Genomic DNA, 14,169 nt, shown 5'->3' with positions numbered 1-14,169 from the left:
AACGCATTCCCACAAGTTTAGTGCCTGAAATGCCGCTGGCCGGTAAATACCATAACGATGCCGTGTTCGTCGGCCGCAGCAATCGATTCGTCATCCTTATTCGAACCACCCGGTTGGATGATTGCTACTATACCAGCCTTTGCCGCCACATCCACGTTGTCCCTGAAGGGGAAAAAGGCGTCCGAAGCCATGACAGCGCCTTTGACCCTGTCACCTGCTTTTTTTATGGAAATCTCCGTGGAGTCGATGCGGCTCATCTGTCCCGCGCCCACGCCTACCACAGCCTCATTCCTTGCCAGCACAATACTATTTGATTTTACATGCTTACAAACAATAAAGGCAAACCGCAGGTCGGACATCTCTCTCTCAGATGGTTTTTTCTTTGAAACAACCGTAAGGCTGGCAGCATCGTAGACTGACAGGTCTCTGCTTTGTAAAAGCATTCCACCCACAACCCTTTTCATATCATAAGCGCTCATATCCACGGAATTTGCCGATAACGCACCTGTCTTTAGCAGCCGCAAACTGCTCCCCCACTTGCGTTTTGTGGTAAGTATCTCTACTGCTTTTGGCTCAAACTCCGGTGCGATAATCGCCTCCACAAAATGTCCCGGCTCGGTAATGGCATCTGCGGTTGCCACGTCCACGGTCTTGTTTAACCCCAGGATACAGCCAAAGGCAGATACCGGATCGCTGCTGTACGCCTTTTGAAATGCCTCAGCAGGGGTATTCGCTGATGCGGCCCCGCAGGGGTTGGTATGTTTTATTACAATGGCTGAAGGTCGTTCAAATTCTTTCACCAATTCCAGGGCAGCATTGAGGTCGATAATATTGTTATACGAAAGTTCCTTCCCGGACAACTGCTGGGCATTGGATACGCAGGGTTCGTTGACATCTTCCTCTACATAGAATGCGGCCGTTTGATGGGGATTTTCACCATACCGCAGGGATTGCCGTTTCATATAGTCCAGTGAGAGCGCCGTAGGATATCCCCCCTTTTCTTTATCGAGTCCGTCAAAATAATTGGCAATAATTCTGTCGTAACGGCCTGTTGTTCTGAATGCCTCAATCGCCAACTCAAAACGCATCTTTTCGGAAAGATCCTTATGATTGGCCTTGAGTTCCTCGATAATGAATTCATAGCGCTTAGGATTCACCACAACGATCACATGTTTATAATTCTTTGAAGCGGAGCGAATCATCGAGGGACCGCCGATATCAATATTTTCGATTGCCTCTTCCATACTTACCCCCTTCTTTGAAATCGTCTTTTCAAAGGGGTATAAGTTAACAACGACCATATCGATCGGTTTAATCCCCAGTTCTTTCATCTGTTTTTTGTGAGTTTCGTTTTCCCGTAAAGCCAATAATCCCCCATGCACCTTAGGATGCAGGGTTTTTACACGGCCATCCATAATTTCCGGAAATCCGGTATGATCAGATATTTCAACTACGCGGATGTCATTCTCTCTGAGTAATTTAGACGTACCGCCGGTGGAAATAATTTCAACACCTAAATGCTGTAATTCCCTGGAAAATTCCACAATTCCGGTTTTATCAGAAACGCTGATAAGCGCCCTTTCTAATCTTGCCATCGTTTTTCTCTCCTTATGGAAACAAAACCTATTTTTTCATTATCCGGCGATTTTAGCAGAACGAAAAATTCAAGTCAAAAGAATATCCTCCTTATCTGAAAGTGTTTTTTTCATTGACTGTCCTTGTTTTTTTTTTTTGAATCGCTTTTTTCCAGATTATTATATTTTATCAAAGGAGGGGAAACAATGGCTACTTACAAATTGAAAGTATTTTGTACTCCATTTTGTCCTAAGTGTAACGAGTTGCTCGCTTATTTGAGCAAACGAAAGGCGGATTATGTCTCTTTTGATATTGACAAGGACGATCAAGCAAGAAAAGAGATTATTAAAATCGTTGGCAACGATGATATTGAATCACTTGATAAGTTACCGATTGTTGTGGCTGGCGACAAGATACTCTATGGTTTTGATAAGAACGAGATTGATAAGTATCTCCGTTAAATTTACCTTGACTTTTATTCCTAAAACGTTTAACCTTTTTGAAAATTTTTTAAAAGTACGGCATAAACCATCCTCCCCCACCTCTGTGCTATAAGTAATATCCTGTTTTTATTGGAAATTTTTAAAAAATTAAATACTCACGGGAAAAGAAGTATCTACAGAAATAAGCGAAAAGAGCAGAATCACCATGTCAGAGCAAAACAACCTGAAAGAATTTACTAAGGGAATCATCCAATATAATCCTTTGTTTGTGCTTGTACTGGGATTGTGTCCCAGCCTTGCAGTCACAACCTCAGTAAAAAATGGAGTAGCTATGGGTGGAGCAGCAACCTTTGTGCTTATCTGCTCCAATTTTATTATTTCCGTCGTACGGTCATTCATTCCCCGTGAAATCCGTATTCCGTGTTTTATCGTGATTATCGCCGCATTCGTTACCATGGTGGAATTGCTTATGAAGGCATATTTACCGCCCGAATTGAATGCCTCCCTGGGTATATTCATTCCGCTCATTGTGGTTAACTGCATTATCATGTACCGTGCGGAATCGTTTGCTTACAAGAACAAACCTCTGGTTTCGGTTCTTGATGGGGCAGGGCTGGGGTTAGGATGGACTCTCTCCCTCTGCCTCGTTTCTGCTATACGCGAAGTGCTGGGGGCGGGAACGATCTTTGGCCTTAAAGTATCTGAATCGTATCAGCCCGCTTCGGTAATGATTATGGCACCGGGGGCATTTATTGCGCTGGGGATCTTATTGGGTTTCTTTAACTGGAGGAAACTCAGAAAAAGTGAAAAAACTATGAAGGTGTATAAGGTATCTATGGAACATGATTAAGGAAATCGCATTAATTATCATAAGTGTTGTTTTCGTTAATAACTTTGTCCTGGCAAAATTTTTGGGGCTTTGCCCATTCCTGGGTGTTTCACAAAAGACATCATCTGCAATGGGGATGGGAGCAGCGGTAACGTTCGTTATGACCCTTTCTTCAGCAATTACATGGATTGTCTACAACTTCATTCTATTGCCCGGCGATGCAAATATCATTGCAAAGGTCTTTCCATCGATACGGGAAGTGGGACTGGTCGAGGTATTAAAAACAATTAGCTATATCCTGGTTATCGCAACACTAGTACAACTGGTTGAAATGATGCTCAGAAAAATGGTGCCCGCCTTATACGAAAGCCTTGGTATTTATTTGCCTCTGATTACGACAAATTGTGCCGTATTGGGTGTCGCGCTTTTAAACACGACCGATTCTCCGAGACATCTGGGATTTCTGCAGGCTACCGTGCAAGGTTTTGGGGCAGGAATCGGCTTTACGTTAGCCATGCTCCTGATGTCAGGTATCCGCGAGCGCCTGGCTATTGTTAATATCCCCCAACCCTTACGCGGCATTCCCATCGCCTTTATTTGCACAGGGCTCATGGCTCTTGCCTTTTTTGGTTTTTCAGGAATGGTTCAGTAAATTATGCGACACGTTATTTCTCTTCTTGTAGAAAACAAGGTTGGCGTCCTGGCCCGCATCACGGGCCTTATCAGCGGCAGAGGATTCAATATCGACAGTCTTGCTGTTGGAGAGACAGAGAATCCTGCTCTCTCACGGATGACCATTGTCGTCAGGGGTGATGATGCCATCCTGGAACAGGTCAGAAAACAATTAGGAAAGATTATCGACATAATCAAGGTAATCGACTTCACCGACGAAGAGTTTGTCGAACGCGATCTTATGCTGCTGAAGGTCAACGTTCCTGCAGGAAAAAGAGGTGAAATTATTGAAATTGTCGAAATTTTCCGGGGTAAGATCATCGACGTAAGCCAGAAAGATCTTGTTATTGAGCTTGCCGGAGCTGAAGAAAAACTGGAAGCCATGGTAAATTTGCTGAGACCTTATGGTATAAAAGAATTGGTAAGGACAGGAAGTATTGCTATTGGCCGTGGCACAAAGTGAAATTTTTAAAAAGAAAAAGGAAGAGATAACATGCTAAAAATGTATTATGAGAAGGACGCAGACATCAATATACTGAAAGGGAAAAAGATAGCCGTAATCGGATACGGCAGCCAGGGACATGCACAGGCACAGAATCTCAGAGAATCGGGCATGGAAGTTGTCGTATCCACGAGGGCCGGCACGCCAAATTATCAGTTGGCAATCAAACATGGATTTAAACCTCTCAGCGTGGACGAGGCGGCACAACAGGGTGATTTCATTCAGATACTCATGCCTGATGAGACACAGAGGGCGGTTTATGAGGCACAAATAAAACCCCACCTGAAAGATGGAAAAACGCTGTGTTTTTCGCACGGATTCAACATCCATTTTGGCCAAGTTGTACCTCCGTCAAATATCGATGTTATCATGGTCGCACCCAAGGGACCGGGTCATCTTGTCCGCAGTGAGTTTGAAAAGGGAGGCGGTGTTCCGTGCCTCATGGCTATCCATCAGAATGCCACGGGAAAAGCCAGAGAGAAAGCCATGGCTTATGCCCATGGTATTGGCGGAACCAGGGCCGGTGTAATGGAGACCACCTTTGCGGAAGAAACCGAAACGGATCTTTTTGGAGAACAGGCCGTGCTCTGCGGCGGGGCAGCAGCACTCGTCAAGGCAGGATTCGAAACCTTAGTGGAAGCGGGATACCAGCCGGAACTTGCTTATTTTGAGTGTATGCACGAACTGAAGCTGATTGTCGACCTTTTTTATCAGGGTGGCCTCAGCTATATGCGATATTCAATCAGCAATACCGCCGAATATGGAGATCTCACCCGCGGACCACGCATTGTTACGGAAGAAACAAAGAAAGAGATGAAACGGATCTTGTCCGAGATACAAAGCGGCCGGTTTGCCAGGGAATGGATCCTGGAAAATCAGGCAGGTCGCCCTGTCTTCAATGCCCTGGAGAAAAAGGACAAAGGACACCTCATTGAGAAAGTTGGCAGGGAATTACGGAAGATGATGAAATGGATTAACGCCAAAGAGGTGTAAAAAATGCCTCTTGCCAGGGGTAATTCATTATCACAATACCAGGGGAAAGTAATTGGTATTATTGCTGACAATCCCAAAGACATGGAATTGAATGATGCAGCGCTCCGGAAAAGCCTCGGCAAAAGCAGCACACAGTAAGCGTAGATGCCGCATAGGCCATAATGATACCTTGGTATCCGCAACGATGCTCAAGCACGCCGTTCAGGCGATCCTGCGTCGTACCAGGTTAGACCGCACATATGATATTCCTTACCTGGCAGGGTATAGCAGCGATGGCGGGACAATCTATATTGACCGTCATCTGCCCAGATTTTGCAAGATCCGTGGCCGGCGAGTCGGCGTTGACCGATTCCTCATCCTTCATGAAGCCGTAGAAAAGGCATTACTCGACAAACTTGGTCTGCACTATCAACACGCACACCAGATCGCCCTCCGTGCTGAAGAGGCAGCAGTTCATGCAGCGGGTGTATCATGGCGAGAATACGATCGGTTTATGCAACTCCATATTAAGGATGTCGGGCATGAAAAGCTGCGTCGAATTCCCTTTGATTTAGATATCAAACCATATCGCGATGAGCATGATACTCAGCTCCTCAAAAGCATACAGAAGGCAAGCCAAAAAGAATCCGCTCTAAAACGCGATCCGTAATTCAATTGGCTTTTAAAGACAAAATCTATAGTTAACACAAACGTTTTTCTCGGTGTAACTCTGTGAGGCGAGGCGATGCAATCACCGGAGATTGCTTTCGGATACCATCCTTGCAAAGATACTTATTTGTTATATATACCGCAAATGGCTCTTCTTTTTTAACCGTTTCTCAATCCACATTTGAGATTTTGTTGTGAACAATTGCCAAATGAGAAGCGTGGGTGTATTTATTCTTAGCTTAAGTAATAGGTTTGAGGTTTTCACAATTGAGTTAAGTCGATACAGAATCCGTAGCCTGAATTTATGACGCCATCCAGGACCTGTTGTCCTCACATCCGTCTCCGCTCTGCTGAAGCCGGAGATGCCGCTTCGATCTACGAATTGGAAACCTCCTGCTTCGACCGTGCTGAAGAGATGTTTAACCGCAGGCAGTTACAAAGACTGATCGCAAATCCCCGCGCAATTGTGGTAGTTGCCGAACGGAAAGGAGCGATAATGGGTTGGGCCGCTGGGTTGTTACGACGCGATCGACACCGGTGTTCCGGCCGGCTCTATGCTATAGCTGTACACCCTGATGCACAGGGAAAGCGTATCGGAAAGAAACTGACTGATTATATCCTCAAAACACTTACATCACACGGAGCTCAGCGAATATTTTTGGAAGTCCATGTGGAAAACCAGAAGGCCATTAATCTTTATCATAAGATGGGCTTCATTGATCGGAAATATCTGACCAATTACTACGGTCCGCACCACCACGGCATCCGCATGATGCGCCCAGCCACAGGAACTCAACATGCCAGGGATTAATCATATCTCTTGCATAATGGTGTTTTAGTCAGAAAAAGATCCGGCATACCCGCACGTAAGAAAAATTTTGCTGCCTTACGTTAGTTCAAGGGATAAAACATTTGCTGTTATTATCGTGAACGAAGCAAAGCAATCTTAAATCTTTTGTAAACTGCAGACTGCCTTGTCGCTCCATTCCTTGCAATGATATGCGTTTCTGTATAGATTTTATAAAACGTCATACTAGCCTTAAAGGGTGATACGTGCAAACTCAACTTGCCGGTGTTGAACCAGTACCCTGTTATTTATGATTTACCAATCTGTGGATAAAAGTCAGGGCTATGTGTATGCGTTGGACGTCACGATTTTTCTTTGTTTTCCTTCTCTCCTTCCTTTTCCATTTTTTCCAGGCGTAGTATTATCCAGATAGATGCCCCGATGGCAAACGACAACAGGACATATTGGATAATTTCAAGCTTAGACCGTGGTGTTGGCGGAATTTCCGCTAGAGGACTTTGCGCAGGTTGCGCGGGTACCGATGATTCTGTTGCGGTTGCAGGATGTACTACAATCACCTGCGCCAGAACGTCAAAACCAAGATGAAGAATTTGTGGTATCAAAAACAGGAAAGTAGCGAGTAATATCTTCTTCACCGTTAAATTCTATCTGGTTCTCACTGTGTAAACAGCAATTTTTTATAGAGATCGTATTCTTTCTTTGCTTCGTCGGCCTTTCCCAATTTATTGTAGGCGTCACCCATCAGAAAATGAGCATTTGCGTTCCCTGGGTCCAGTCCTAATAACTTTTCACAGGTTGCGATGGTATCCTCATACGCCCCTTTCTTGGTGTAGGCAACCGCAAGATTATAACGGACTTCATAATTCTTGGGATTGTTTGTTAAAACCTTCTGGAAAACTCTTATAGCATCATCATGCTTTCCGGTGTCGAGATAAACAACGCCGAGATTGTAATAAGCATCGTCATAACCAGGATTGATTTTTAATGCTTGTTGATACGCTGCAATTGCCCTGTTGAAAAGCTTCATTTTTCCATACAGACATCCCAAATTATAATAAATCTGTGCATCTTCCGGATTTGCGGCTACATATTTTTCTAACATTGCCAGCGCTTCATGATCCATTCCTCTTTTGAGATAAAAAGTTGTCAAGGTCAGATAAGCCTCGGAATCATTCGGCGCCAGTTCAATAACCTTCTTACAAGCAGCAATTGCCTCATTCGTTAGTCCTAGTGTTTGGTAAGTAATAGCCTTCTTTCTATAGGCATCGACCATGGTATTGTCCCGGTCAGTGGCTTTGTTAAAGGCGTCAACGGCATCCTGCAATCTGCCCTGGTTGAAATATTCCAGACCCTCGCGGTAAAGCTCATTTGCTACCCTGGAATCGTTAGGTTGTGGAGTGAGGCTTGTCTGGATGGGGTGAATAGGCGTTGGTTGTTGAACTGCAATCGTAGATGTGCCCACTGCCTCTTCTGAAAGCTGAGTTTCAACCGGTGTCAAAACAATCTCTTCAAGTATTTCGGATATTTCCGTAACCTCTTTCTTTTTACCACATCCGGAACATATTATAATAAAAACAGAGATATAAAAGGCTAACCCACTGCAAATCCATTTTAAAGAACCGCGAATATTCGCCTCGCAATGTTTTTTCATATTCTTTTTCAACATTTCCCTAAATTTATGTGATTTATTAATTTGTGATTTATTAAATAGAATGCATTGTAGTATACCTCAAAAAATTGTCAAGAAAAATCGTTATATCAAAAATCTCTTAGACGTGGTGGTTGGCCAGGGTATGTGTGAAAAATCAAGTCCTCATAAGCGAGGAAACAGTGTCTGTTAGTAAAGATACCAAGGTAGCGGTCAATAAAATTGTGCATCCGGGTATGGAGATTAAAATCGGAGATCCAACACTGTTCACTTTGGCGAGGGATAATATACGACCCTGTTGAATAACCTCAATATATGAGAGTCGTAAAAAATGGAACAAATGCGTCGAAACACCATTTTTATATGGGAAAAAGAGCAGACAACCGTCATTGTGCCTGCACATGACGTCACGTATCCACGGGGGAGCCCGTGTCTGATGAATCTCTTTACGTTGCGGGCAATAGCAGCAAATAGTACCTGCAATCGTGCCCTTTTTTCAGTTCAATGCTTGATTTTCTGACCCCATAAAAGCAAACCATTTCGCCCACCCTGGCTTCCGCACCTGCGCGGGTCACACACTGCTTACGGTAATCCGTATTCCCCCAGTACTGATAATGCCGGGTGCTCCCCGATACGATGCATCATCAATGATTAAGGTGACAGCACGCTTGCCAATCTTTGTCGGGTATCGCTTATCCTACAGGCGGAACAAATCGCCGGATCAAAATCCACCAGCATCTTTCCTGTGCTTTCACGGAGTGCTTTGCCAGTCGGAATCTGTTTGGCACGTACGATTTCGTTTCGGCCATCTCCTTCCAGACTAGTTTCAAAAGCGTCCGTATCAAGCGATCTGTCTTCGGCTTGAAATTTTTCAAAAGATTGGAAGCGTTCCGAACTCAGATATTCCAGCGATATGACTCTGTCGCGTGAATCCCCTATGGTTTGACCGTTCACAAATCCAGCATCTGCATATTGTTCGCCGGGTTTCATCCCTACTTCTTCCAACCGTTTTTGAATACCAGGAAGCTCTTTTACATCCGAGGTTGTTGCCGGTGTTACCTCCCTATCAGTAATGGACTGGGTTGGTTGGCCTTGTCGCATGTCTACGAAAGAGCATTTGAAGAATGCCATGATAGTATTGGATCATTTTCATGTAAAGAAGTATCTCAATGAAACCGTGGATGCGGTAAGGAAGGAAGAACTCAGAAAAGCCAGACAACAAAACCAGGGAGACTTGAGTCGAATTCATCATTGCAACAAGAGATTTATTTTAATGCAAAATCATGTCTTCCACAAACAATTCTCTCAGGCTTTGCCTTATTTTACCTGGCTTTGGTGTGTTACCGTTCGAATACTAACTTTAATCTTTGCGACCATCCCGCTGATTTTTCTGAATGAATAGCTTCTTCTTGATTTTCTCCTTTTTTGTCGGTATTCTTATTTTGCTTTCTAACTCATCTTTCGATAGAGTACCAAGGGGTGTGTTTCTCTTTTTTTAGAGAGGATCATAGAAGATTGAACTTTCTATACATTAAATTTATTGAATCCTGTCATCAGACAATCTTTTAAGGTAAAGATATGGAAACCAACGAAAAAAATCTCGTGGAAATTTCGGTTATCGGTGAGGTATCAAGTCCGCAAAGTGGTTCATCACCATACAGTATAACTCCTGATGGAAAACCCAAAGTGCTCCCTGGTATCGGTGGAATTACGTACAATGTCAAAGTCGGTGACAATGCTGTCCAATGGGAGGCTGATCATGTAGAGCCCTGCGTATCTGTAAAAAATAAGGACAGAGAAGAGAATGGTGCATTAAATTTGTTGTCCTGCATTGGAAATGTTGCCAGGGTGATAACGGGTGATGCAAAAGGCAGTACCGGTATTGTGACAGGAAAACACGGGGGTATAGAGAACGTACTGGTTGATTTTGAAGACAAGGCTTTGGAAAAACTAGCTATTGGAGATAAAATACTTATTCGTGGCGTTGGTGTAGGTTTGTCATTTACCGGATATCCGCAGATTAAACCGTTAAACATGTCTCCCAATCTCTTAAAGGTATTCCCTATTCGGGAAGACAAAACGAGACAAGTCTTACACATTCCCGTGACGCATATCGTTCCGGCGGCCATCATGGGTTCAGGTTTGGGGTCTCAGAACTGTTACCGGGGAGATTATGACATACAACTTTTTGACAAACAAACCGTAGAACAATATCATTTGCAAACGTTGCGTTTTGGTGATGTCGTGGCAATTATGGATGCCGACCATACCTATGGAAGGATCTATAAAACAGGCGCGGTAAGCATTGGGGTGATTGTTCACAGTAACTGCGCAACTGCCGGACACGGTCCCGGAGTAACCACATTACTTACCTCTGCCGAAGGCAAAATAGTTCCTGTTCCGGATAGTGCAGCGAATATTGGCATGTACTTAAAAATTGGTCGGTTTAGAAAAGGAACGATACGGAAAGGTTAGCGTGCGCTTTTATCATATTTCGTTCTTCGTAACATCACCTTACGAAAAATAAGCTTGACTTTTCCCTTATAGATAATATAATTCTAAACTTTCTGAACATTTGTAGCTTCTTTTATACATTAACGAGGAGAGGAGATTATTTGTCTACGGTGAGTATTCAGGAATTAGTGGATGCAGGATTTCATTTCGGCCACAGGACCAGCAAGTGGAATCCGAAAATGAAGCCATTTATCTTCGGCAAGAGAAATTTAATTCATATCATTAATTTACGTGAAACGGTAAAGGGCCTTGTGGTCGCAGGTAAATTTTTGACAAATCTTGTCCAGACAAAAAAAGATGTGCTTTTTGTAGGAACTAAATGGCAGGCGCGGGATATAACGATCCGTGAGGCTCAGCGTTGCGGTATGCATTATGTGAGTGAACGCTGGTTGGGAGGTACGTTGACCAATTTCGACACTATTCGGAAACGGTTGGAACGTCTGGAAGAATTAGAAAACCTGGAAAAAACCGGTGGCATTAATCAGTTCAGTAAGAAAATAATTTCTTCTCTTAACCGTGAACGGAAAAAGATCCTTACAAACCTTGAGGGTATTCGTAAGATGAATTCACTTCCCGGTGTGCTGGTAATTGTCGATCCAAAACACGAACACAATGCCGTCAAAGAGGCAAAAAAACTTGGCATTCCAACGGTATGTCTTGCTGACACGGATTGCGATCCGGACATGATCGATATTTGTGTTCCTGGAAATGATGATGCTATTCGGGCAATTGACCTCTTTTTGACAAGGACGGCAAATGCTGTTTTGGCCGGAAAGGAACTCATGACTGCTGGTGTAAAGGTTTAATAATATAAGTTACAGAAGGTTCAAGATAAAATCCTTCCATTCCTGTAGAAGATAAACGTTTTTTGTCCGCTACATTACAAGTCTGACTACTGCCTTCAAAAAGCATTTCAAAAGGATTCTATTTTTGGATTATTTTTTACAACTAAAATTGCCGTATTTTAACATAAGATATCTTATAATTTTCCGTATTTTATGGGGGTCTTCATGGCGGATACATCAAGTATCATGAAGTTGAGAGAGCAGACAGGCGCAGGAATTTTGGAGTGCAGAAACGCCTTGGATGAGGTTAAAGGGGATTTTGGAAAGGCCCTGGAAATCATCAAAAAGAAGGGGATCGCCAAGGCTGCAAAGAAAGAACAGCGAATGACTGCGGAGGGCAGGATTGGTACCTATATCCACACTAATGGGAAACTGGGGGTAATGGTAGAGCTGAATTGTGAAACAGATTTTGTGGCAAAGAATGAGGTCTTTCTACAGTTGCTGAAAGATATTTGCATGCAGGTAGCCGCCACAAAACCGCTTGCCGTGAGACGAGAAGACATTCCCGGTCACCTTATCGAGGAGCAAAAGAAGATATTTAATGAAGAAGCGAAGGGAAAGCCCGTTAATATTCTGGAAAAGATTATTAGCGGAAAGATGGATAATTTTTATAAAGAAAAATGCCTCCTGGAGCAGTCCTTCATAAAGGATGATACGCAGACGATCCAGGATTTATTAGTTGCAAATATCGCTAAAATAGGGGAAAATATTAAAATTAATCGTTTTGTCCGGTTTGAGGTTGGGGAGTGCTAACGACCGTAAAAATTGTTCAGTCTCGGCGTCCATGAAAAGAACCGTCCGTTATAAGCGTGTATTGTTAAAATTGAGCGGCGAGGGTTTTGGAGATGATGGTGGACGTGGTCTTGAAATGGAACGATTTATTCCCCTGGCGAAAGAAATCCAGAAACTTTCCCGATCGGGAGTTGAGTTGGCGATTGTCGTGGGAGGCGGTAATATCCTCCGCGGGGCTAAATTCAGTGATACGGGTAAATCGCGGGTGCAGGCAGATCAGGCAGGCATGGTTGCCACAGCAGTTAATGCCCTCCTCCTGCAGGACACCTTAGAAAGATTCAATGTTAACACCCATGTTGTCAGTGCTATAGAAATTAAAAATATTACCGAACCCTTTGTGCTGCGCAATTGCTTACAATATTTGAAAGAAAAAAAAGTGATCGTCTTTGCAGGAGGTACGGGGCATCCTTATTTTACAACCGACACTGCAGCGGCGCTTCGCGCAATTGAGATCGGCGCTGAGGTAATGTTAAAGGCCACACAGGTTGATGGTATTTATACAGATGATCCGGTGAAAAACCCATCCGCGAAATTATATAAAAAGCTAAGCTATCTGGACGTCCTGAGTAAACGACTGAGGGTAATGGATCTCACAGCAATTTCCTTGAGTATGGAAAATAAATTACCGATTATAGTTTTTAATATAAATAAATATGAAAATATTGGAAGGGCAATTTCAGGAAAACCGGTTGGAACGTATGTTGGGGAATAACGTTATATGACAAAAGATGTTATCTGCAAAGAAGCAAGGACAAAGATGGAAAAGGTTGCAATGCACCTGCAGGAGGAATTGAAAGGACTGAGAACCGGCAGGGCGAGTACGGGTTTGGTGGAAAATATAAGGATAGAGTGCTATGGTGATATGTCTCCATTAAAGCAGGTAGCAGTCATCTCAACACCAGATGCCCAGTCCATCCTGATTAAACCGTATGATGTCTCTCTTGTTTCAAATATTGAAAAGGCGATATTGCAGTCCGATATTGGCTTAGTTCCATCGGCCGAAGGGAAATTTCTGCGTATCCAGATTCCACCACTCAATGAAGAGCGAAGAAAGAAACTTTCCACCCATGCAAAAGAGTTTGGGGAAACTGCAAAGGTATCTCTGAGGAATATTAGACACGAAGCAAACAAACAGGTAGACAAGGAAGAAAAAGAAGGCATTTTGACTGAAGACGATGCAAAACGGACGAAGGATGAGATCCAGAAAATTATTCATGAGTATGAGAGCAAACTGAACGATGCGGTTAAGAAAAAAATAGAAGAAATCCTTAAGGTATAAATTCAAAATTTGAAGAATGCAAAACTCATTAGAAGATTTTTTTTGCATGAAATTATTAAAAAAGTGGTTATAATGGGGGCATAGCTCAGTTGGTAGAGCACCGCCCTTTTAAGGCGGGCGTCGATGGTTCGAGTCCATCTGCCCTCATTTTATATCTGTTTACACGGAAAGGCACAGAATATTCCAAAGAAGAGTAAGGAGTGAAAAAACCGGATCTGAAAAGTGAGTAGAAAACGTTTTTCTTTAGGGTCATTCCGGAAAACGTCAGTAGAAAACACTTACATGGCCCCATCGTCTAGCCTGGTCTAGGACAACAGATTTTCGATCTGTGAACTGGGGTTCAAATCCCCATGGGGTCATATATATTCAGGGAAAGCCATGTGAAACAAAAAACGCATGGCTTTTTTTATTTTTGATAGTTTCACTGACTTCGTTCTCTGTACAGTATATTTTTTGAAAACCATCGTTAAGATATCAACGATATTCTATCCTCTATTCTTCAGAAAATAGACGCAGAAAATTTGTAACTATTCAGCGTACTTTCTCGCACAAACACTATGAGTGATCAAAATATTGATTCTGTAATCCCGAAGGGATGTCATTATTATAGCATATCGTTAT

At 43.2% G+C, this 14,169-nt stretch carries 18 protein-coding genes and 2 tRNA genes; 16 read left to right on the top strand and 4 right to left on the bottom strand.

The genetic code is table 11. The features are described from left to right. Positions 1-17: 17 nt before the first annotated feature. Entirely contained in the window at positions 18-1,595 is a 1,578-nt protein-coding gene (purH, locus tag BIY37_RS08895) for a bifunctional phosphoribosylaminoimidazolecarboxamide formyltransferase/IMP cyclohydrolase (RefSeq protein WP_070067490.1), read from the bottom strand. Positions 1,596-1,781: 186 nt separating this feature from the next. On the opposite strand from purH, the gene BIY37_RS08890 reads away from it, so the two are divergent. The 8 genes from BIY37_RS08890 to BIY37_RS08860 all read left to right on the top strand — a co-directional run bounded on the left by BIY37_RS08890 (position 1,782) and on the right by BIY37_RS08860 (position 6,473). Then, entirely contained in the window at positions 1,782-2,036 is a 255-nt protein-coding gene (locus tag BIY37_RS08890) for a glutaredoxin family protein (protein WP_070067489.1), read from the top strand. A gap of 187 nt (positions 2,037-2,223) precedes the next feature. Then, positions 2,224-2,868, top strand: a complete 645-nt coding sequence (rsxE, locus tag BIY37_RS08885; protein ID WP_070067488.1) for an electron transport complex subunit RsxE — start codon at positions 2,224-2,226, stop codon at positions 2,866-2,868. Beyond that, the gene (locus BIY37_RS08880; RefSeq protein WP_070067487.1) at positions 2,861-3,499 is read left to right on the top strand and encodes an electron transport complex protein RnfA; all 639 of its coding nucleotides are present in this window, start codon (positions 2,861-2,863) and stop codon (positions 3,497-3,499) included. Before rsxE ends, BIY37_RS08880 begins: the two co-directional genes overlap by 8 nt. A gap of 3 nt (positions 3,500-3,502) precedes the next feature. Continuing rightward, positions 3,503-3,982, top strand: coding sequence for an acetolactate synthase small subunit (ilvN, locus tag BIY37_RS08875; protein WP_070067486.1), 480 nt, complete (start codon positions 3,503-3,505; stop codon positions 3,980-3,982). A gap of 30 nt (positions 3,983-4,012) precedes the next feature. Beyond that, entirely contained in the window at positions 4,013-5,014 is a 1,002-nt protein-coding gene (gene ilvC / locus BIY37_RS08870) for a ketol-acid reductoisomerase (RefSeq protein WP_070067485.1), read from the top strand. A gap of 3 nt (positions 5,015-5,017) precedes the next feature. After that, positions 5,018-5,152, top strand: coding sequence for a hypothetical protein (locus tag BIY37_RS14060; RefSeq protein ID WP_261340845.1), 135 nt, complete (start codon positions 5,018-5,020; stop codon positions 5,150-5,152). A 31-nt stretch (positions 5,153-5,183) separates the two neighbouring features. Next, complete coding sequence (locus BIY37_RS08865) at positions 5,184-5,663, top strand: hypothetical protein (protein ID WP_143299230.1); 480 nt, start codon at positions 5,184-5,186, stop codon at positions 5,661-5,663. A 303-nt stretch (positions 5,664-5,966) separates the two neighbouring features. Further along, complete coding sequence (locus BIY37_RS08860; RefSeq protein ID WP_070067483.1) at positions 5,967-6,473, top strand: GNAT family N-acetyltransferase; 507 nt, start codon at positions 5,967-5,969, stop codon at positions 6,471-6,473. A 338-nt stretch (positions 6,474-6,811) separates the two neighbouring features. Here BIY37_RS08860 and BIY37_RS08855 read toward each other — a convergent pair whose 3' ends face one another. The 3 genes from BIY37_RS08855 to BIY37_RS08845 all read right to left on the bottom strand — a co-directional run bounded on the left by BIY37_RS08855 (position 6,812) and on the right by BIY37_RS08845 (position 9,249). Continuing rightward, positions 6,812-7,105, bottom strand: a complete 294-nt coding sequence (locus BIY37_RS08855) for a hypothetical protein (RefSeq protein WP_070067482.1) — start codon at positions 7,103-7,105, stop codon at positions 6,812-6,814. Positions 7,106-7,125: 20 nt separating this feature from the next. After that, positions 7,126-8,121: a tetratricopeptide repeat protein gene (locus BIY37_RS08850; protein WP_070067481.1), complete on the bottom strand. Its 996-nt coding sequence runs from the start codon at positions 8,119-8,121 to the stop codon at positions 7,126-7,128. A 648-nt stretch (positions 8,122-8,769) separates the two neighbouring features. Next, a complete protein-coding gene (locus tag BIY37_RS08845; protein ID WP_070067480.1) occupies positions 8,770-9,249 on the bottom strand; it encodes a hypothetical protein in 480 nt (159 codons plus the stop codon). Between BIY37_RS08845 and BIY37_RS14375 the strand changes: the two genes are divergently transcribed. From BIY37_RS14375 to BIY37_RS08805, 8 genes are all read left to right on the top strand, one after another. Continuing rightward, the gene (locus BIY37_RS14375; protein WP_070067479.1) at positions 9,248-9,520 is read left to right on the top strand and encodes a transposase; all 273 of its coding nucleotides are present in this window, start codon (positions 9,248-9,250) and stop codon (positions 9,518-9,520) included. The two genes, BIY37_RS08845 and BIY37_RS14375, sit on opposite strands and share 2 nt — an antisense overlap. Positions 9,521-9,696: 176 nt before the next feature. Then, complete coding sequence (locus BIY37_RS08835; RefSeq protein ID WP_070067478.1) at positions 9,697-10,593, top strand: DUF4438 domain-containing protein; 897 nt, start codon at positions 9,697-9,699, stop codon at positions 10,591-10,593. A 149-nt stretch (positions 10,594-10,742) separates the two neighbouring features. Beyond that, the gene (gene rpsB, locus BIY37_RS08830) at positions 10,743-11,438 is read left to right on the top strand and encodes a 30S ribosomal protein S2 (protein WP_070067505.1); all 696 of its coding nucleotides are present in this window, start codon (positions 10,743-10,745) and stop codon (positions 11,436-11,438) included. A gap of 204 nt (positions 11,439-11,642) precedes the next feature. Next, positions 11,643-12,230, top strand: a complete 588-nt coding sequence (locus tag BIY37_RS08825; RefSeq protein ID WP_070067477.1) for a translation elongation factor Ts — start codon at positions 11,643-11,645, stop codon at positions 12,228-12,230. Positions 12,231-12,261: 31 nt separating this feature from the next. Then, complete coding sequence (gene pyrH / locus BIY37_RS08820) at positions 12,262-12,981, top strand: UMP kinase (RefSeq protein WP_070067476.1); 720 nt, start codon at positions 12,262-12,264, stop codon at positions 12,979-12,981. A 6-nt stretch (positions 12,982-12,987) separates the two neighbouring features. Further along, the gene (frr, locus tag BIY37_RS08815) at positions 12,988-13,548 is read left to right on the top strand and encodes a ribosome recycling factor (protein ID WP_070067475.1); all 561 of its coding nucleotides are present in this window, start codon (positions 12,988-12,990) and stop codon (positions 13,546-13,548) included. A 74-nt stretch (positions 13,549-13,622) separates the two neighbouring features. Continuing rightward, positions 13,623-13,695: transfer RNA gene (locus BIY37_RS08810), tRNA-Lys, on the top strand. Positions 13,696-13,832: 137 nt separating this feature from the next. After that, a tRNA-Glu gene (locus tag BIY37_RS08805) sits at positions 13,833-13,907 on the top strand. Positions 13,908-14,169 lie beyond the last annotated feature (262 nt).

The organism is Candidatus Brocadia sapporoensis (assembly GCF_001753675.2).
In the GTDB taxonomy this organism is placed as follows: domain Bacteria; phylum Planctomycetota; class Brocadiia; order Brocadiales; family Brocadiaceae; genus Brocadia; species Brocadia sapporoensis.
The sequence above is the reverse complement of the archived record's forward strand: the minus strand, read 5'-3'. Positions and strand labels throughout refer to the sequence as shown.